Origin of the sequence: Moorena sp. SIO3H5 (assembly GCF_010692395.1) — a bacterium.
GTDB lineage: Bacteria > Cyanobacteriota > Cyanobacteriia > Cyanobacteriales > Coleofasciculaceae > Moorena.
In genome coordinates, this window is the sequence record NZ_JAAHHS010000064.1 from 1 (window position 1) to 19,641 (window position 19,641).

A 19,641-nucleotide genomic window follows, 5' to 3' on the forward strand; every position below is an offset into this window, starting at 1 on the left:
GGGTCCTTCGTGACGGGAGGTCAGACGGGTGCGCGTCCGATCTACCATAAAGAGTATGCTGGGCTGAAGGGGGAGCGTAGGCTAAAATGGCTAACCAGCGATAGTTGTATTGTTTGCGGTAAATGTCTACAGCTTCATGGGGAACAGATTGACGAGCTAAGCCATGATAACCATCACATCCAGCTACAAAATCCGCTTGGATAATTACAGTTTTTTGACTATCTAAATCAGAACATTCAACTTCGACTTTGTCATCACTTTGAACAATCTTTTTGCCTTCATGATGAAAGAGTAAATTACCGCCATCTTTGATATATTTTTCAATCAAATCATCGTTGAGATCGCTTTGAGGATAAACATAATGAACATCTCCTCCACTTAAGCTTCCATATTCAAAAACTAGGCTTTGATCGGGATAGCGAAACTCACAAGAACCGTGAGTATAAGCATTTTTGAGCAAGGTATCCGCCAGGTCATTTTTTCTGAGGATTTCAACCGTTGTACTTTCAATAACTCCGGCTCGTCCTCTGGCATAAATTTCTTCACGATTGTATTTATCAATGATAATACAGTCTATTCCGTTTCTCAGCAAAATACTTCCGAGCACAATACCAGCAGGGCCAGAACCGAGAATACAGACCGATGTTTTTAACTTTGTATAATTGTTCATCCTAAACTCCTGATATGTGTCATTTTTTTTGAGGTCAATATGAGTTAAATACCCACCGCTCAGTTTACGTAAATCATTAAACCGTAATAAGTTGCTTGACAACTGAAGGGAAATTAATTTTTTGTCGCAGCTGTTGAGTCATTGGATGTAAGTCACGGGGTTGAGTTCTGGGGCGGAATAATCCATCTTTTTCCCATCGGTGTTCATTGAGGCTAATTGCCCAAGCATTTAACCAGGCAGACTCCGGAAAATCAGCTAATTTTTCAGGCATTGTATCTTCAAGTGCCATGCGAAAAATAACCTGGGCAAGTTCCTCAAACATTTCTAAACTAGCAATATGATCATCGATGAGTTGTTGTTCCGTTTTATTGGATTGTAAATTCCGCGATCGCAATTGTTTGATGAAATCCATTTCTAAGTAATCAATATACCCATAGGTTCCCCGATTTTGTGAGAGTTCTGCCCAGTCTATAAACAACTTTTGCATCCGGTGAGCTAACAAAAAAAATCGACCTGAACCTTGACGAATTTTTGCCCGTTTTTCAGAGTCAAGGAAAATCGAATTAAACATCAGAGGCGCACTAAATGCCCAGCCGGATAGGGTATCCCAAATTACCTTAATTGCCATCACTAAATCTTGATCAAAGCAGGAGTAAACTTTATGAATATTATCTTTTACCCCTTCGGCATAGGTGAGTAAAAAGCGATTGGCTTCCGCGACTATTTCTGAAGTAAACTTACCTTGCAAATCCGCTTCAATCATCTGAGTGACGAGAGAATTTCCAAATCCAATTAGGTCAGTACCAGGAGAATAGAAGGGATCGGGAAATACTCCAGCTTCACCAACACAAGCCCAACGATTATTTGAGAAAACTTGCTTGGAGGAATAGCTATAGTGAGGCATCTTCATAAATTTTTGAGTTGAAATCCCTTGAAGATGATTAGCTAAAGTAGGTTCATAGGTTTGGAGCCAATTAAGTGCTTTTTCCTCAGTGTTATGTTCTCCGAAAGGATGAACCGTTTCATCAGTGACAAGCCCAATACTGGTATAGTTACCGGGGAGGGGAATCATCCAAATCCAGTAGCCTTTTCCACACAAGTGATTGGTTGAATAATATCGTTGATTTCCAGGGACACGCTCATGCCAGTTTTGGTTACTTTTGGGAACAAAATCATTGACATCCACCCGTTCATTGACCCAGAACCAAACTGCACTATGTTTAGAACTATTCCGTTGAGCTAAACCCAGTTTTTTCTGCAAAAATCTACGACGACCCATCGCATCAATAACCCATTTAGCTTGAATGGTATTCTTTTGCTTCGTGTCATCTTGAGTGTAAACAATTTCATGGAAGTCTTGATTATTTTCAGATAGGATAATATCAAGAACCTTGCAATTTTCTAAAACTTCAATTCCTGCTTCGATGTTTAAGTTTCGGATATCATTTTCAAACTTACCTCGGTCAATTTGATAGGAAGAAGGGGAATGAAATTTAGATAGTCCAAGTTCAGGACGTTCTTCAAATTTACCTTGAGCATCACCTAAGAAGAAACGGAGTCCCAACTTTGGCATATGATTCATTTTGAAATAATTATCGCCAAACTCAAGTATTTCAGCAAGATAATAGGAACCGACTTCAACCGTTGATTCTCCAACTTTAAAAGCACCTTCAGGTAGAGGTCGAGTCAAACGATCCAGGACAATAATAGAAAGATCAGGCATTGTTAACTTCAACTGTCTAGCTAAAGTTGAACCCGCTAAACCACCACCGCAAATTGCTACATCATAAGTCATTGTATTCATTGTCAAATCTCCTGCTGTATTCAGAGTAAACATTATTTCAGTTAACCTTAATTCAAGAAAAAGTTAGACTAACCTAAGCAAGCCTTTAAAGTCTCAGCTAAGACCTGTACATTTGGTTGATCAAAAATTGAATAATGGTCTCCCGGTACATCGTGAATTTCTAATTTATCGCTTGTTAAATTGCCCCAGCCCTGTTCAGTATCACGAGTTCCCCAATCTGCTTCATTCGGTAAATAAAACTTGTTAAAGTTAGCAGATTTTTTAGCCCGAAATAGGGTAATTTTACCGGAATAAACTTGTGGTGAATAAGCCCACTTTGCCTGCATATTCGCGTCAGCTACGATAGCACGACTGAGATGATGAGGTAGAGGTTTTCCTAAACGTAGATAAAGCTGGCAAAGGATAGCTTGCAGTTGGCGTTGAGTAACCTCTTTGAGTTCCTCAAATAGTGACTTGGATAGTCCCAATTGGGATAAGTATTTGAAGTAGTGTTGGTTTCGGAATACAAGGCGAGGAAAAGCACTTTTATTGAAAGTGTCAAACATCACCAGCAATGCTACCTTTTCTCCTTGCTGTTGAAGTTGTTGTGCCATCTCAAAAGCAATGGTACCTCCCATAGAGTTTCCCCCGATAAAATAGGGGCCATGGGGTTGAACACTGCGAATTTCTTTAAGATAATTAGCCGCCATTGCTTCGATTGTAAAGTCAGGCATTTGTTTGCCATCTAACCCTTTAGCTTGCAATCCATAAAACGGTTGATCCGAACCTATAGATTTGGCTAATTCTCGTAAGTTCAATACATTTCCTTGTTGTCCATGAATGCAGAAGAAAGGCGGTTTAGAGCCACGAGGTTGAAGTGGAACTAATGAAGACCAAGGGAGAGAAGATTCGTTTTCAGCAAGAATTTCGGCTAGTTGTTCAATGGTTGGAGATTTTAGTAGTGTTGCCAAAGGTAAGGTTTTACCGAAGGTTTGTTCTATTTGAGTAAACAAACTCATCGCCATTAAGGACTGTCCACCTAAATCAAAGAAGTTATCTCGAATTCCAATGGATTCAATTCCTAATACTTTACTCCATAATTGAACGAGTTTGAGTTCAGTTGAATTACGGGGTGCAAGATAAGCAGGTTTAGACGAATTACTGGATGGATTGAATGTAGATTGATTGGCTCGTTTTACCTCTAATTGTTGCTGTTCAGTTACGCTCAAAGGGAGTACATCCAAGATAGACTGCTCTGGATTGATTAAAATGTTTTCCAGAATAGTACGATAATGCTCCTGCATTTGAGCAATGGTTGCTTCCTCAAATAAATCAGCATTGTATTTGAAGATAGCAGCAAAAGTATCACCTTCTTTAATCAGATAGAGATAGAGATCAAAATCCGTTGTTCCGCTATCAAGATTGAAGGTTTCGACATTTAAATCTGGTAATTGTAAGGTATGAATTGTTGTATTTTGCAGTGCAAACATCACCTTAGATAGAGGAGTTTGCAGTAAATTTAGAGCGTTAATAATTTCTTGAATGGGTAAATCTTGATAAGCGTAACCTCCGGAAACAACCTGACGAACTTGACTCAAAAACTCCCCAAACGTTTGGTTTACGTTCAACTGTGTCCGTAGAATCAGTAAGTTCGCAAAGTAACCGATTAATCCCTTTGTTTCTTTCCGACTCCGATTCGCAATTGGACTACATACAAAAAAATCCTCTTGGTCAGTGTAGCGATATAATAGCACCTTAAATGCAGCTAATAACGTTGCAAATAAGGTTGCTCCTTGTTTTCGACTGAAGCTTTTAAGTTGAGTCGTGAGTTCAACAGAAAGTAACTGTTTATTGTAGGCACTACAATGGGTAGGATTAGTCGGATAAGGATGGTCAGTTGGCAGCTTTAAGGCTTGTAAATTATCGCCAAGTTGTTGCTTCCAATAGTTTAGCAAAGTCTCTTTAAATTCACCTTGAATACATTGACGTTGCCAAACCGAAAAGTCCGCATACTGCACTGGAAGTTCTGGGAGTGGTGAAGATTGACCGAGAGAAAATGCTTCGTAGAGTGTTGCTAACTCCTGAAATAAAACTCCTTTTGACCAGGCATCGACGATAATATGGTGAACATTCAGTAACAGAAAATAATCCTGTTGATTAAGTTGAAAAAGTTTTCCTCGAAACAGAGGCAGTTGAGTCAATTCAATCGGTTGCTCAATATCTACATTCACTAATTCCATTACCTTATTTTCCCGTTGTTTTTGAGGAAATTTCTGTAAATTAATTACAGATAAACGAAAGGAAAAAGAGGAGTGAATGACTTGAGTGGGTTGACCTTCAAGTAAGCTAAAAGTCGTTCGCAAAGCCTCGTGACGTTGAATAAGTTCATTCAGGCTTTGCTCTAAAGCCAATGGATTGAGTGAGCCGGAAATGCGAAACCCAAACGGCATATTATAAGCAGCAGCTTTACTTGGTTCCAACTGTTGTAAAAACCATAACCGTTCTTGAGGAAAAGAGAGAGGAAGTGGATTTTCTCTGGAAACAGAGACTAAGGGTGGAGCTTGATTTTGTAAGCTAATGACGGTTCTCATTGCTTCCCATAGCTCCTTTTTAGCAGCCACTGATTGAGTTGAATTCTTGGCAATTCGAGAAGTTTTTTGTTGTTTTTTGTTCAATGTTTCGAGTGACATATCAGAGCCTAGATACTGTCCAGAGAGTTGGTGAGTAGGCGGCTGGAGTAAAAAATACTCGCAGCCTAGATATAATTTAAAGATTTAACAACTTTTGTTTTCTTTAATCATCTCGACAATTGTTGAGATATTTTGAAAGTTCTCAAAACTAATCTCACTCACATCTAACTCAATTTCAAAAGTCTCTTGCAAGTTAGAAATTAGAGTCATCGTGTTAATTGAATCTAGACCCAAGTTGAAGATATCTACATCGTCTTGCAAATCTTCTAGGGTCACATCGGGTATAACTTCCAAAACTAACCCTTGAACTTGTTCTTGAATTGTTCTAGTTGTCATCATGGTGTTAGGCTCCTTAAAATTTAATTATTTGGACTGTGATGATATTGGTTTAGACTAATTCCTTTCTCAGAATTTTTCCAAGTGGACTTTTGGGAATCTCTGGGCGGAATTCAATGATTTTTGGAACTTTAAACTCTGCTAGACGCTGCTTACAAAATGAAAGAATCTCTTGGTCGTCACAAGTTTTACGACTTTTTTTGACAATTACAGCTTTAACTAACTCGCCAGCATAAGACCCTTTTACACCGACCACCACAGCTTCTTTAACCTGAGGATGATTCATCAAAATATCCTCTACTTCTATTGGGTCAACTTTGCGACCTCCGGTATCAATGAGCAGCTTCTTGCGACCGGTAATATACACTCTACCCAACTCATCTTTTTTACCTAAATCACCTGTATAGAAACATCCCTCCTTAAAGGCTTGTTGATTGAGTTCTGGCTGATTAATATAACCTTGGGTTAGAGAACGACTTTTTATCACAACTTCTCCACTCATTCCCATGGGTTGTTCATTCCCACTTTCATTGACAATTTTGAGTTCAACATTATTGAGCGGAAATCCAACAGAGTGATAAATTTTGTTGATGTCTTCCTCTAAATTAATTGCCACAGAGCCAGCCTCAGTACAGCCATAAAGCTGTCGAACAGGAATCCTAAATCGCTGCCAAAACTTATCGAAAATGTCTTTGGACAAGAAGTTTCCGGCTGAAAAGCATAATCTCAAACTAGATAGGTTTACCGATGTTTTTGTTCGAGTTTCTGCTAAAGCCTTGAAGATATAAGGCACTGCTGGGAAGATTGTAATCTTCTCTGTTTCAATCAGTTCAAAAACTCGGGGACACCGGAAGACAAAGGGAACTTCAACAGGTGTACCATCCTTCTGCAAAACCTGTTCTAAAATAACTAAGGTTGCACCATTACAAGTGGCTGCGAGGAGACAATTTCCTAACCCATGGGCATGATACATCGGAACTGCACAAAGAATCTTATCTGAGGGCTGAATTTGGGTGGTTTCTGCGAAGTTTTTTACCTCATTATAAAGACTCCCTTGGCTCCGTGCAATTCGTTTTGGTTTTCCCGTTGACCCGGATGAATATTGATACAGAAGCTCATAAGAAAGAGCGTTTTCTGAATACTCTTGATGTTGAGATTGTCCTGGCAGAATTAGATGGTAGAGATAGTGGCTTCCGGGATAAACAGCATCCACAACAATTAACTCAATTTCTCGGTCAATATTTGCAATAATATCCTGACAAATTTTGGCACGCTTGAGGTCAGTAATTACTGCTTTTGCCTTGCTATCACTGATACAATAACTCAGTTCTTCGGCTTTGAATAAATGATTAAGAGGCAGAACAATTCCCTGTAAATTAGCAACAGCATAGAAGCTATAAACAAATTCAGGACAGTTCGGTAAAACGAAAGCAACACAATCACCTTTACCGATTTCTAGAGAACTTAATCCCTCACTTAATCCTTGAACTTTGGAGTCAAGTTGCTCATAGCTAATTCGGGACTCATTATAAACAATTGCTGTATGCTTTGGAAAGGAATGAGCCGCTTCTTTCAACCGTTTAATAATCATAACTTTATCTCTATGGAACCTATTCAACCGATACTATTAGAGCTTTCGCCTAAAATTATTTTCCGGAAACTTCTCTGTAATCATCATGGTGTACTGATGATTGGAGATGACGCAGTAGGTTCTATACAGGAGATTGTCTTTGGGTTGAATGTGGAAATAATCGGCTAAATCACCTGCATGTTCTTTGCCAAGCTCGACATTTTCTTTGAAGATTTCCACTTTGTTCTCGACCCAGAGTTTTCCAATGGGAGTTTTGGTCTGTAACAGTTGGTTTCGCATTTTTTCATTCAGTCTGTCGAGAACTAAAATTGAATCGGCATAGACATAGTTGCGGTCACTCATCTTACCTTGAAGTAGCACTTTGCGAGCGATAACTTCTGTGCCTTTTTTGAGGTTCATCGGCAGGATGTCTTCTGTGATTGTAATCTGGTCTTCAAACAGCTTTTTGATTTTGATTGCTTCCCCCGAATAGGCTTCAATCATATCTGTAACAGTGCCGTTTGTCGTCAGCAATATTCGCTGAAATGGGCTGAGTAATACAGGTTCGATGTAATTCCGTTTTCTCGGAAAGTTTTGGGAAAAAATTGGCCTTAAGACTAGGGTTTGAGCGTTCATTTGCATTATTTCTCTACAATTGGGCAAAAAGACTTGTTTGATGAGATATTGTGAGTTGAATCAATCTCAGTTAGCTTTCAATTTTTACTTCAACTCACAACAAAATTTAAACAATGGCACTTAATTTTTGGGTAGCTTGAGGCGATGAAGGAGTGAGGGCTAACTTTTCCGGCCAACGAGCCACTGTTTCACCAATAACTGCCATTTCTTGCATCAGTTCTTGATAGCGATGAGGCGTCAAGGATTGAGGGCCATCAGACAGGGCTTGGGAAGGGTTGGGATGAACTTCTATCATCAGAGCATCAGCTCCTGCTGCAATTGAGGCCATTGCCATTGCCGGGACGTATTCGGCTTTACCAGTCCCGTGACTGGGGTCAATCATAATAGGAAGATGAGTCAGTGTCCGCAAGACAGGAATTACGGATAAATCGAGGGTATTGCGGGTATATTTGCGGTCATGGGTGCGAATTCCCCGTTCACACAAAATAACATTAGAATTTCCCGCTGCTAAAATATATTCAGCCGCCATTAACCATTCCTCAATGGTTGCGGACATTCCCCGCTTCAGCAGAACCGGTTTCTCTTGAGTACCAACTCTTTTTAACAGAGAAAAGTTCTGCATATTACGAGCACCAACTTGGATAATATCTGCAACAGCTGCTATCTTTTCAATGTCGGCTGCATCCATTACCTCGGTGATAATTCCCAAGCCTGTTTCTTGACGTGCAATGGCCAGCAATTCCAAACCACTCTCACCATGCCCTTGAAAAGCATAAGGAGAAGTCCGAGGTTTGTAGGCTCCACCACGTAGGAAATGAGCACCTGCTGCTTTAACTTGTTGGGCGGTTTCCACAATCATCTGTTCATTTTCAACCGAACAAGGACCGGCAGTTTGAACGATGGGACTGTGTTCGCCAAAAGCAACAGAACCGTTCGGTGTTTCAACAATAATTTCACTGGGTTCACCATGTCGGAAGTCTCGACTTGCCCGTTTAAAGGGATGTTCAACTCGTGAGACTTTTTCAATAAAAGGACTGACAGCCTGAATTTTTAAGGGATCGAGTTCAGCCGTTTCACCGACTAAACCAATCACCACTCGGTGTTTGCCGATGATTTTTTCGACGCTGACTTTGTATTGGGACAGTTCGTCTTTAATGTGTTCAATTTCGACTGTCGGAGTGGCTGGTTTGAGGACAATTATCATGCTTTATTTCCGTTGAGATTGGGTTATATGATTTGAGACGTGATTAACCGCATTTGATCTAACATCAACTTAGTGTTGACGAAGATCAGAATTTGATATGTAGAGTGTGTAGGTCTTGGTGTGCATACTGAACAAACCTTAATTGTTAGCTTCTAACAAATTTTTGGTTGTTCATCGTATGTTTTATGCAGAGGAAATATTTTTTTTACTTCACAAAACTGACCTAAATATATGGGTAAAAAATATTCAGCGAAGCCTTGTTCCACTTGATATGAAACCAATTTTAATACCTAGGTCTCATCAAGGTAACAGGACTTACTCAAAACTGGAATCCAAACCCTATAAGTGGTCAGTTGAGTTAGTAACGCACCCTACCAGTAGCCGTTGAGATTGGGTTGTCTGATTTGAGACGTGATTAACCAGACTTGATCTAACATCAACTTAGTTTGGACGAAGATCATAATTTGATATGTAGAGTGTGTAGGTCTTGGTGTGCATACTGAAAAATCCTTGATTGTTAGCTTCTATAAACTTATCGGGGGTCAGCCTAAGTTTTATGTCGAAGAAAGATTTTTTTTTCGAAACTTATCAAAACTGACCTAGACCATTGGGTTAACAAGATCATGGAAGCCTTGCCCCACTTGAGCTGAAACCAATTTCAATACCTAGGTTTCATCAAGGGAACAGGACTTAGTCAAAACTGGACTCCAAACCCTATAAGTGGTAAGTGTAGTTAGTAACGCACCGTAGCAGTAGCCGTTGAGATTGGGTTGTCTGATTTGGGAAGTGATTAACTAGACTTGATCTAACATCAACTTAGTTTGGACGAAGATCATAATTTGATATGTAGAGTGTGTAGGTCTTGGTCTGCATACTGAAAAATCCTTGATTGTTAGCTTCTATAAACTTATCGGGGGTCAGCCTAAGTTTTATGTCCGAGCAGGGATTATTTTTACAAAACTTTACAAAACTGACCTAGACGATTGGGTGAACAAGATCATGGAAGCCTTGCCCCACTTGAGCTGAAACCAATTTTTACCCAATGGTCTGATCAAGGCAACAGGACTTACTCAAAACTCGATTCCAGGAAAATTGCCGTACACCAATTACCAATTACCGATCACCAAGTAAACTTGGTAAGTCCTAGGAGAGATGAATACTTCCACCCAAGCTAGCGGTGAAGCGTTCCTCAAGTCAATTGAGAGCTTGCCTTGGGTTCAGTATCATGGTCAAATAGCGCGTTCGCGTAGCGTGGCCTACGGCCAATCGCATTCTGGCTCAATGGTATCGAGAGCCAACAGCGGTAGTGTTTCTGTCTGACCAGGAGGGATTTGGACTACCGATTGCCGAAGCGGCATCATTTGGTCGTTTCGTAGTGGTATCTCAAGGGAATCAAGCCGGTCTGGAAGCGGGGGGTTCTGCCATAATTACCGTTAATCCTGATCAGCCCAGGGAGGCAGCCGAGAAGGTAATGGGTGGTTTGAAAGAAAAACAATTAGCTGAAATTAGTAGTAATTTGCCCAAGTGGGAAACAGCAGCAATGGCTTATGCTGATGCGATTAATGAACTCAAGAGTTAGGCCACAGAGTAGGTTTCGCAGATCGACATGATTGCATTTTTTATAACTATGAAGTCCACAGGATTTTTTCCCTACTCCCTACTCCCTACTCCCTATTCCCTACTCCCTATTCCCTACTCCCTATTCCCTTTGCTAAATGTAAATTAACCTGACTATTAGTTAAGTTTGGCTAAGTTTTGTGACTAATTGCACTCACCAAATTCACCAGGATTTAAGCTAATTGATACTAATAAAGCTACTCTCCTAATGATTGGTAAGAGTCCCAAAAACTTGGCAGTCCTAGTGGGGATTAATGCCTATGGAAATGGAATTCCCTCTTTGAAAACACCTGTTAATGATACTGTCGCACTGGGGGAGGTTCTTAAAAATTCCTATAACTATGATGTTAAACTGCTATTAGATTCAGAAGCAACTCTGGCAGGAATCAATCGCTTACTTGACAATCTCAAAGAAGGAATCTTGACCCTCTGGGATCATCGAGTTGTTAAGGTTAAGTCCTATCAGCGATTTTTGTTCTACTTTGCTGGACATGGTATTACTGAAGATGCTTTTGAAAATCAGGATGGTTTAAGAGGTTACCTGATACCCCAAGATGGGGAAAAGATTGATAAAAGCACATTCCTCTCCATGAAGCAGTTGTCTGATGTGCTTGTAGAACTTAAGTGCGGTCATCTGTTAGTTATTTTAGACTGTTGCTTTGCTGGTGCTTTCCCGTCCGCGAGAAATGTAGCTCCTCCTGAGAAACTCTATCGCGAACAATACGACCGCTTCATGAAGAGCAAAGCTCAACAGATGATTGCCTCTGCTGCTTATGATGAACAGGCGTTGGATGTGCTAACTCGTTTGGGACAGCGGGAGGATAACAATAACCGCAAACACTCTCCCTTTGCTCAGGCACTGCTTCAGGGGCTGCAAGTCAATAAAATGTCTAATGGCAAGGTTGAAGTTAAGGCAGATAGCATACCTGATGGTGTAATCACAGCTTATGAACTTATTAGCTATATAGACTATGAGCTAGCCAAGAAAACAGATAAACAAACCCCTGGTCTGTTTACACTGAAACATCATCACAAAGGTCAGTATGTTTTTCCTATTCCCGGTTTTAAGCCTGATCAGTTAGAGAAAGCTCCCCCACTCGATAAAAGTACTAATCCCTACCGAGGTTTACAACCCTACGACAAGAAAGACAGTAAACTGTTTTTTGGTAGAGAGCAAGTAATTAGGAATTTAGTCAATCATGTTTCTGATGCGACTAAGCCACCCTTAACAGTTGTGCTTGGTGTATCTGGGAGTGGTAAATCAAGCTTGGTGAAAGCGGGATTGATTCCTCGCTTACTAAAGGAAAAAAAGGAACACTGGCAAATTTTAGAGCCTAAACGTCCTCAAGCTTTGGTAAATACGTTGTTCCTGGGCAGTGAAACCAAGGCAACAGATAATCAGCAGCAGATTAGTAAACATTCGCCACTAACACCGCAGACTTTAATTGAGAAGTTAGGGGCAGATAACTATAATACTAGCAAAAAGTTGCTGCTGGTAATCGATCAGTTTGAAGAACTGGTGACTCAATGTTCCCAAGAGGAAAAGAAGCAGTTATTAGATGCCTTGAAGCAACTTTTAAGTAACTATTCCGATCAAGTACAGGTTGTTATTACCCTGCGCTCTGAGTTTGAGCCACAGTTAGCTAGTGACTTTTTGAGTATTCGTAAAGAAGTAGTGCTTTTTGCGATTATTTTGATGATTATTAAAAAGCTCTACAAATTTATACCGATACTTTCACAGATCTATCAAAACTATTTGGCACAAAAGCAATGGATGGCAGCTCGATTTTTGGTTCCGACTATGACTCAGGATGAGTTTCGGGAAGTAATCGAGAAGCCAGCATTAGAGAGCGTGCTGTATTTTGAGCCTCCTGAATTGGTAGATAAACTGATTAATGAAGTTTTGGGCATGCCTGGAGCTTTGCCACTGCTATCGTTTACTCTCAGTCAACTTTACTTGAAGTACTTAGAGCGGCGCAGTGATAATCGTGCCATGACTCAGGAGGATTACAATCAATTAGGTGGGGTGATGGGTGCTCTGAAAACAAGCACCACACAAGTTTATGAGCAGTTAGTTACAGAGGATAAATCTTACGAGCAAACTATCCGCCATGTGATGCTACGAATGGTAGCAGTGGGTGGAGGAGAAGTAGCCCGTAGAGCAGTGCCAGCATCGGAATTGAAATATCGAGATCCAGACGAAAATAAGCGGGTAAAGAATGTAATTGATTGCTTTCTAGAAAAACGTTTGCTGGTTAGTGGAACAGATGCTCAAGGGAATGTTTATTATGAACCAGCTCATGATGCTTTCATACTGGGATGGGGTCAGCTACTGGCATGGAAACGAGAAGAACAGGAAAATCTATTGCTACAAAGGCGGCTAACTCCGGCGGCGATGGAGTGGAAAACTATAGAGCAATCCTCTAATAAAGCGGAACCTTTACTCAATTTGTGGAATAAGGGACTTGATTTAACTTATAATTCATTCCACTTTCTTAAAACTCAGATTACTCGACTAGTGCGATGGAATTCACAAACCCCGAAAATTGATAAACAATCAAGGTTTCTTTGGGATAGTAATCCTCGTCTCAATTTATTAGAGGAAGTCCTTAATTCTAGTGATAGTTGGTTGAGTGAGACGGAGGCTGACTTTGTTGAAAGTAGTATTAAGCAAAGTCGTAGGAATACAGCTTTTGTGTCTGGTGCTGTTACTGGGGTAATCTTGGCGATAGGTGGGTTAACTATCTTTGCTTTTAATCAGATCAAGAATTCTCAAACAAACTTATCTGAATCTTATGTTAATAAAAGTCAGACTCAATTAGAAAATTATCGTCACAATTACGCTGTGCTTATGGCAGCAGAAGCACTTAAAACTAACAAAAATTTTGAGGCACAAAAAATACTTTTAGAAAATCAAACTTATGGTTTATTTGAAAAACTTTACGGACATAAAGGACAAGTATCCTCTATTGATTTTAGTCCTGATGGCAGTGTGATCGCTAGTGGCGGTGAAGATGGAAAAATTATAATCTGGGATATTGTGTCAGGCACTGAAAAAGTATCCTCATCTGAGCGAGTTTGCGATCCTGAACAAAAATCGTCGTCCGATACTTACTCCGATATTGAGTACGTCAAATTTAGTCCTGATGGCAATTTATTAGCAATTAGCTGCTTAAACGGTACAGTTTCATTATGGGAAATACCATCACTAACAAAACGTTGGGAGTTAAATAATTGGCATGAATTACAAGATAATATTAATTTTATTCCCATTGATTTCACTGCAGATTCTTCTAATTTAGTTGTTGGGTTAGATGACGGAAGTATTAGATTCGTGAATGTAGATTCAGGAACGGAAGAATTCTTGAAAAGAATTAATACCGAGCGTGTAGATAATTTAGTTGTCGCTCGCGATCGCCCACTCCTCATTTATGCCTCTTATGACAAAATAACTTTATGGGATACACAAAAAAATGAAAAAATTAAATCTTGGCAACCATCAAGAACTCAAGAGTCGTCTGGACCTAAGATTTCTAATATAGCTTTCGATGCTAACCAAGAGTTAATTGCTACAGGAACAGATAGTAACTTGATCATCTGGCTCTGGAATACTAAAGGCGAATTAGTGCGAACCCTAGCTCTTCCTTTCGAGGAACCTCCTTACGATTCGAAAAGTGAAATTGCGTTTGGGAAAGATGGTTTAACTATTTCAGCATCAAATCCCGATGGTTCCCTAGTCATTTGGAATGTGCAAGATGGTTCTCTCATCCAAAGAATACCTGCTTCACAAAATAAAGTATCTGCTTTAGCCTTGAGTCCTGATGGTACTATTGCTGGTACGGGTGAAGGCTGTACAACTAGCGAACCATGTTCAATTCGTCTTTGGGATTTGACTTCTAGTCACCAACGAGCAATCCTAACCCATAAACATCCATATGACCAGAAGCGGTTAGCAGTAGAAACTATTGACACGAATCCCAATAAGCAAGAATTAGCATCTGGCACTGCCAGTGGAAAAGTTTATATTTGGGATATTGAAAATCAGCAAATTATAAAAAAAATTAACGTTGTAGGTCGTGTTGAATGGGTTGGTTACACTGAAGATGGAAAGTTCTTAGTGAGTTTATCTGGATATAGTGCAAAAGTTTGGGATGCAAATAGTTATGAATTGATTGACGAATATGATCTGAATGAGTCTTTAAATTGGGCACCTTACCCTTTTGATTGGGGAGCTATTGACAATAGTAGTAATTTACTAGCAACAACTTCCTACAATGCTTTTCAACTCTGGAAACTAGAACTCAATGATTTCCCAGTAAAAAATGATACGCTGTTACGTAATGTTGAGTCAGATTCAGATTCTTATGAGAAAATTACTTTTAGTCCAGATCGCAAACATCTAGTTATGAAAGTTTCACGTCCTTCACAGCCAGATCAGATTTTAATGCAAAATGTCGATAATTTAATTAATAATATGGATTCAAAAAATAGCCAATTTTTTTTAAAGGAACATGGCGATCAAGTGCGAGATTTTGCATTCAGCCCTGAAGGATTATTTGCCATCAGCAATGACTCTATTTTTATTTGGTCTTATCCTAAATTTCGTAAGTTGGGTAAAATTGATAAGTCTGTTAATCATCTAGCTTTCAGCCCTAATGGAGAATGGTTGGCTGCAACAGATATTGACAATATATATCTATGGCGAGTTAGCGATCGCAAGAGAATCGCGGTTTTTCCAACTCGTCATCCTGTTCTTATAAATGAATTAGTTTCTCATCAAACACAAACCTTAACTTTCAGCAAAGATGGCAAACGACTGTTTAGTGCCGGTTTAGATGGTACTGTCCAAATGTGGAATTTGAGCAGCCTCTTATTAGATGTAGAAACAATCGCAGACAGAAATCACATATTAACTGGCTGGAAAGTTAAAAAAGGTGGAATTGTTCCTTTAGATAACTGGCATGAGCGTGCGGAAAGTAGTCCTTTCTTTCAAAGATTTAGAAAATCAATTTATAGCAGGATACAAAGTTTTAGTGAAGACTGGAAAAAATCCCACGAATCTGAAAATTAATTTTTGAATCCTCCCATTTATCTTCTTGAAAAAGCAAAATGGCTAATAAAACCAACCCACTCCCAAACCTATACGCACTACTTATACGAATAGACCACTACCTCCCCAACCAACTACCAGACGGAAGCTACTATCCAAACTTCCATGGATCTGTCCACGATATCAACCACCTTGCCGACTTCCTCAAAGTAAAAATCAAACTACAAGACGAGCAAATGTTGACCCTCACAGCACGATGTTGATGAATCCGATCAAGACATTTGCGATCGCATTCCCAAATATCCCAATATTAAGCTTAACAAAAGCCGCAATTTTAAGAAATTTTAGACTTAACCTTAGACCAAATCGTAGAGTCAATCTCATCAGCTAACTCAGCCGCCACCTCTTCTGTCAGTTGACTTCGCTGGCTGATTGACTTGAGTTCAAGATAGTTTAGGAGTTGTGTAAGTTGCTGATAATCAACAGCTGTCTTATCAATCTTGATGATGATAGTTTGGTCATCAACACTAAGATCGTAATAAGGATTGTTAGACATAATTTATAAATTAATACAGGTAAGCATATGCGCTACGCGCACGCTACCCGAACAGCTGTCAGCCTAATACTTACTTCAAAACTGGTAACTAATAACATTATAAAACATATCCGATAAATTTTTGGTTTTACTACAAATAAGTATTTCGTTTCATGATATAGTTTTCAATACTATATTCTCTATTATCTAAAAGCTATCAGCTAGTAATGCCAAATTCAAACCTATACGCCCTACTTATAGGAATAGACTGCTACCTCCCCAACCAACTACCAGACGGAAGCTACTATCCAAGGCTTAATGGCTGTGTCCGGGATATCAACCATGTCGCTGATTTCCTCAAAGTCAAACTAAAACTACAAGAGGATAAAATTTTCACCCTCACTGCCTCCAACATCGGTAAATTCCAACCACCAGAACCACCAGAAAAGTGGCCAACCTACGAAAACATGGTCACTATATTCACTAAACTTACCGACATTGCTCAACCGGGAGACCAACTCTACATTCATTATTCTGGTCATGGGGGTTGTGCTAAAACTAACTACCCAAAAGTAAAAGGAGAAAACGGTATTGATGAAGCCCTTGTCCCCATCGATATTGGTAATTCCACCGCACGCTATCTCCGGGACCTTGAATTAGCAAAACTTCTAGAAAGAATGGTAGAAAAAGGGTTAATTGTTACCCTCGTCCTGGATAGTTGCCATTCTGGAGAAGCGACACGAGGGAATGATTGCCATGTCCGGGGATTAAACACCATTGATACTACCGTAAGACCCACAGAAAGCCTAGTGGCAACTGAGGCAGAGTTAATCCAAAATTGGGAAGCCCTAACTACACCAGAAACTCGCAACGTTAGTCTAGGAAGTGGCTGGCTTCCTCAACCCCAAGGCTATGTTCTCTTAGCCGCCTGTCGCCGAAATGAGTCTGCCTATGAATATGCTTTCGATGGCAAAGAATTCAACGGTGTCCTTACCTATTGGTTACTAGACTCCCTGTACTCCCTTGAGCCTGGGCTAACTTACAAAGTGCTGCAAGACCGCATCCTTGCTAAAATTAATAGTCAGTTTCAAACCCAAACTCCTCAACTGCAAGGGGAAGGGGAGCGTGTTGTGTTTGGTAGCGATTGTGTTTCACTCCAGTACGCTGTAGATGTGATGAAAGTAGAGCAAAACAAAGGTCTATTCTTAAATGCAGGTCAAGTGCAAGGTCTTCGCCAAGGGGCACAATTCGCTATTTATCCTTATGGTACAACAGATTTTACATCAGTAAAACAGCCCTTAGCTTTAGCTGAAATCACCCAACTTGGCGCTACCGAATCTTGGTGTGAAATCACAGAAGTTTTTCGTAAAGAACCGATTGAACAAGGGTCTCAGGCGCTGCTCATTAATCCTAAATTTATCAAATTAGTTCAGAAAATACGTCTTTTTTCCAAGACCGAAAACGAATTACCACCAGAAATTTATCAACGTCAGTCTCAAGCATGGCAAACTCTTTCAGACGCAATAGTGACTGGTCAAGGTTGGGTGGAATTAGCCTCTGATCATGAAATCGCTAATTACCAAATTACTCTAAACATAAACGGTGAATACGAAATTTGCGACCCCAGTGGTACACCAATTAAAAATTTGCGACCAGCCCTAAGGTTTACTGATGAAGATGCTGCTCTTACCTTGGTAAAGCGCTTAGTGCATTTAGCCAAATATCGTGCAGTCCAACAGCTTGATAATTACTATCAAAAATCCAAATTCTCAGGATCTAACCTGGCTTTGACAGTAGAGTTGGCAGGAAAACAAATAGATTATGACCCAGTAGAAGAACCATTACCGCAGCCCATTAGTGACCCTGGCCATACACCAACGGTAAATGTTGGTGAGTGGGTATTTGTGCGTATCCGCAATGATTCTTCTCAAGCTCTTAACGTTACTTTACTAGCTCTACAACCTGATTGGAGTATTGAGCAAGTTTACCCCTATGGTGGAGCAAATTTTATCACCTTTTACCCAGGGGACGAGGAATTGCTACCACTGCACACCAATCTACCGAATGGATACCAAGAAGGGCAAGACATCATTAAAGTATTTGCCACAGTGGGTACTACGGATTTCCATTGGCTAGAATTACCTCCCCTAGACCAACCGATTATGGCAATGAGCGGGAAAACATCAGGAAACCCCCTCGATGAACTCCTAGGTGCGATCGCGTCAGAGCAACCACCCACGAAAAACTTGGAACTAATGAGAAATCCGGTTGCTGACTGGATTACTAAACAGGTAGTAGTCAGGACAAAACTGACTTGATTGATCTCCAGTATTTAGATCCAGAGTTTTGGTCGAATCTTTTTTGTCAGCGTTGCTGAATCAAGCAATGAATATAAGTAGAGTGGGCATCCTGCCCGCGCGAAAATAAGGAGGAAACTGGCAAGATGCCAGTTCTACGCAAGATGCCAGTTCCACCAAGATGCCCATTCCACAACCAGATGCCTATTCCACAACCAGATGCATATTGCTGAATCTTCAAATCAATATAAGTAGAGTGGGCATCCTGCCCGCGCGAAAATAAGCATGAAACTGGCAAGATGCCAGTTCTACGCAAGATGCCAGTTCTACGCAAGATGCCAGTTCTACGCCTGATGCCAGTTTCACGCCTGATGCCCATTCCAACTCACTCTTAAAATCATTCCACTATTCAGCAACACCGAAAATTCAAGCACTCAGCGAGTAACGGAACTTGATCGAAGAAAGCTGCTGGGATAATGCCCGCAAAAACGATAATTTGTTGTTGTGCAGGAAGAAATGATCCCCACTCAACATTTGGATTACAAATGAACTATTTGTCTGCTGACGCCAAGCTTCTAGATTATCAATACTAATGGCATTATCCTGGAAACCTCCGAAGACCGAAATCGGATAGCTCAGAGGTTTATCCATGGTGTAAGTATAGGTCTCAAGCATGGTAAGGTCGGCTCGTAGACTGGGTAAGAACAGCTGCATCATCGCTTTATCCTTCCGAATCGATTCAGGGATAGCATTGTAACGACGAGATAGTTCTGTTACAAACACAGATTTAGGTAATTTGTGGATGTAGGGCTTCTTGATCGGGATTTGGGGAGCTGAACAAGCACAGGCAAACAGGTGAATTGGTTCAGGTTCCTTGTCTGTGCGCAGTTGGCGGGCAACTTCAAAGGCAAGTACAGCACCCATACTGTGACCCAAGAAAGCAAAGGGCTTGTCCAGATAGGGTTTTAGCAAAGGTACAAAAGCCTCTAAAAGACGGGAGAGCCTAGTAAAGGGTGGCTCCATTAGTCGTCTACCCCGTCCCGGTAGTTGGATTGAGCAAACTTCTACATTGGATGGCAAGTGCTGTGACCATGTACTATAGGCTGATGCAGTACCACCAGCACAGGGGAAGCAGAACAGGCGCAGGTCAGCCTTGGGATTGGGCTTAGGGCAAACGATCCAGGGGTTAGAAGTTAGTGTAGATACCATGAAAGTTCATCCTTAAGTAGAGAGATGGGGAGATGGGAAATTAG

Annotated in this window: 14 protein-coding genes; 4 read left to right on the forward strand and 10 right to left on the reverse strand. The window is 40.4% G+C overall.

What is annotated here, in order from left to right; genetic code table 11:
* The 7 genes from F6K52_RS09975 to aroF form a co-directional block, all read right to left on the reverse strand.
* A partial coding sequence (locus F6K52_RS09975; protein ID WP_293076922.1) for an FAD-dependent monooxygenase occupies window positions 1-670 on the reverse strand: 670 nt, incomplete at its 3' end.
* Between the two features lie 76 nt (window positions 671-746).
* On the reverse strand, window positions 747-2,474 hold the full coding sequence (locus F6K52_RS09980) for a tryptophan 7-halogenase (RefSeq protein ID WP_293076924.1): 1,728 nt from the start codon (window positions 2,472-2,474) through the stop codon (window positions 747-749).
* Window positions 2,475-2,542: 68 nt separating this feature from the next.
* On the reverse strand, window positions 2,543-5,143 hold the full coding sequence (locus tag F6K52_RS09985; protein WP_293076926.1) for a condensation domain-containing protein: 2,601 nt from the start codon (window positions 5,141-5,143) through the stop codon (window positions 2,543-2,545).
* Between the two features lie 84 nt (window positions 5,144-5,227).
* On the reverse strand, window positions 5,228-5,482 hold the full coding sequence (locus tag F6K52_RS09990; protein WP_293076928.1) for an acyl carrier protein: 255 nt from the start codon (window positions 5,480-5,482) through the stop codon (window positions 5,228-5,230).
* A gap of 49 nt (window positions 5,483-5,531) precedes the next feature.
* Window positions 5,532-7,070, reverse strand: coding sequence for a class I adenylate-forming enzyme family protein (locus tag F6K52_RS09995; protein WP_293076930.1), 1,539 nt, complete (start codon window positions 7,068-7,070; stop codon window positions 5,532-5,534).
* A gap of 36 nt (window positions 7,071-7,106) precedes the next feature.
* Window positions 7,107-7,691: a chorismate pyruvate-lyase family protein gene (locus tag F6K52_RS10000; RefSeq protein WP_293076932.1), complete on the reverse strand. Its 585-nt coding sequence runs from the start codon at window positions 7,689-7,691 to the stop codon at window positions 7,107-7,109.
* A gap of 100 nt (window positions 7,692-7,791) precedes the next feature.
* Window positions 7,792-8,889: a 3-deoxy-7-phosphoheptulonate synthase gene (aroF, locus tag F6K52_RS10005; RefSeq protein ID WP_293076934.1), complete on the reverse strand. Its 1,098-nt coding sequence runs from the start codon at window positions 8,887-8,889 to the stop codon at window positions 7,792-7,794.
* A gap of 1,152 nt (window positions 8,890-10,041) precedes the next feature.
* On the opposite strand from aroF, the gene F6K52_RS10010 reads away from it, so the two are divergent.
* The 3 genes from F6K52_RS10010 (at window position 10,042) to F6K52_RS10020 (ending at window position 15,577) form a co-directional block, all read left to right on the forward strand.
* Window positions 10,042-10,209: a hypothetical protein gene (locus tag F6K52_RS10010; protein WP_293076936.1), complete on the forward strand. Its 168-nt coding sequence runs from the start codon at window positions 10,042-10,044 to the stop codon at window positions 10,207-10,209.
* A complete protein-coding gene (locus F6K52_RS10015) occupies window positions 10,196-10,468 on the forward strand; it encodes a hypothetical protein (protein ID WP_293076938.1) in 273 nt (90 codons plus the stop codon). The genes F6K52_RS10010 and F6K52_RS10015 overlap by 14 nt, the downstream gene beginning before the upstream one ends.
* A gap of 186 nt (window positions 10,469-10,654) precedes the next feature.
* Complete coding sequence (locus F6K52_RS10020; protein ID WP_293076940.1) at window positions 10,655-15,577, forward strand: caspase family protein; 4,923 nt, start codon at window positions 10,655-10,657, stop codon at window positions 15,575-15,577.
* A gap of 313 nt (window positions 15,578-15,890) precedes the next feature.
* On the opposite strand, the gene F6K52_RS10025 is transcribed toward F6K52_RS10020, so the two are convergent.
* On the reverse strand, window positions 15,891-16,112 hold the full coding sequence (locus tag F6K52_RS10025; RefSeq protein WP_293076942.1) for a hypothetical protein: 222 nt from the start codon (window positions 16,110-16,112) through the stop codon (window positions 15,891-15,893).
* Between the two features lie 206 nt (window positions 16,113-16,318).
* On the opposite strand from F6K52_RS10025, the gene F6K52_RS10030 reads away from it, so the two are divergent.
* The gene (locus F6K52_RS10030; protein ID WP_293076945.1) at window positions 16,319-18,409 is read left to right on the forward strand and encodes a caspase family protein; all 2,091 of its coding nucleotides are present in this window, start codon (window positions 16,319-16,321) and stop codon (window positions 18,407-18,409) included.
* A 46-nt stretch (window positions 18,410-18,455) separates the two neighbouring features.
* Here F6K52_RS10030 and F6K52_RS10035 read toward each other — a convergent pair whose 3' ends face one another.
* Both F6K52_RS10035 and F6K52_RS10040 read right to left on the reverse strand, forming a co-directional pair.
* The gene (locus F6K52_RS10035) at window positions 18,456-18,767 is read right to left on the reverse strand and encodes a hypothetical protein (protein ID WP_293076947.1); all 312 of its coding nucleotides are present in this window, start codon (window positions 18,765-18,767) and stop codon (window positions 18,456-18,458) included.
* A 47-nt stretch (window positions 18,768-18,814) separates the two neighbouring features.
* A complete protein-coding gene (locus F6K52_RS10040) occupies window positions 18,815-19,597 on the reverse strand; it encodes an alpha/beta fold hydrolase (protein WP_293076949.1) in 783 nt (260 codons plus the stop codon).
* Window positions 19,598-19,641 lie beyond the last annotated feature (44 nt).

Coding starts and splice junctions, on each gene's coding strand:
- F6K52_RS10010 (WP_293076936.1), top strand. CDS start 10,042: ATGAATACTTCCACCCAAGCTAGCGGTGAAGCGTTCCTCAAGTCAATT.
- F6K52_RS10035 (WP_293076947.1), bottom strand. CDS start 18,767: ATGGGCATCAGGCGTGAAACTGGCATCAGGCGTAGAACTGGCATCTTG.
- F6K52_RS10030 (WP_293076945.1), top strand. CDS start 16,319: ATGCCAAATTCAAACCTATACGCCCTACTTATAGGAATAGACTGCTAC.
- F6K52_RS09980 (WP_293076924.1), bottom strand. CDS start 2,474: ATGAATACAATGACTTATGATGTAGCAATTTGCGGTGGTGGTTTAGCG.
- aroF (WP_293076934.1), bottom strand. CDS start 8,889: ATGATAATTGTCCTCAAACCAGCCACTCCGACAGTCGAAATTGAACAC.
- F6K52_RS10040 (WP_293076949.1), bottom strand. CDS start 19,597: ATGGTATCTACACTAACTTCTAACCCCTGGATCGTTTGCCCTAAGCCC.
- F6K52_RS10025 (WP_293076942.1), bottom strand. CDS start 16,112: ATGTCTAACAATCCTTATTACGATCTTAGTGTTGATGACCAAACTATC.
- F6K52_RS09990 (WP_293076928.1), bottom strand. CDS start 5,482: ATGATGACAACTAGAACAATTCAAGAACAAGTTCAAGGGTTAGTTTTG.
- F6K52_RS10000 (WP_293076932.1), bottom strand. CDS start 7,691: ATGCAAATGAACGCTCAAACCCTAGTCTTAAGGCCAATTTTTTCCCAA.
- F6K52_RS09995 (WP_293076930.1), bottom strand. CDS start 7,070: ATGATTATTAAACGGTTGAAAGAAGCGGCTCATTCCTTTCCAAAGCAT.
- F6K52_RS09985 (WP_293076926.1), bottom strand. CDS start 5,143: ATGTCACTCGAAACATTGAACAAAAAACAACAAAAAACTTCTCGAATT.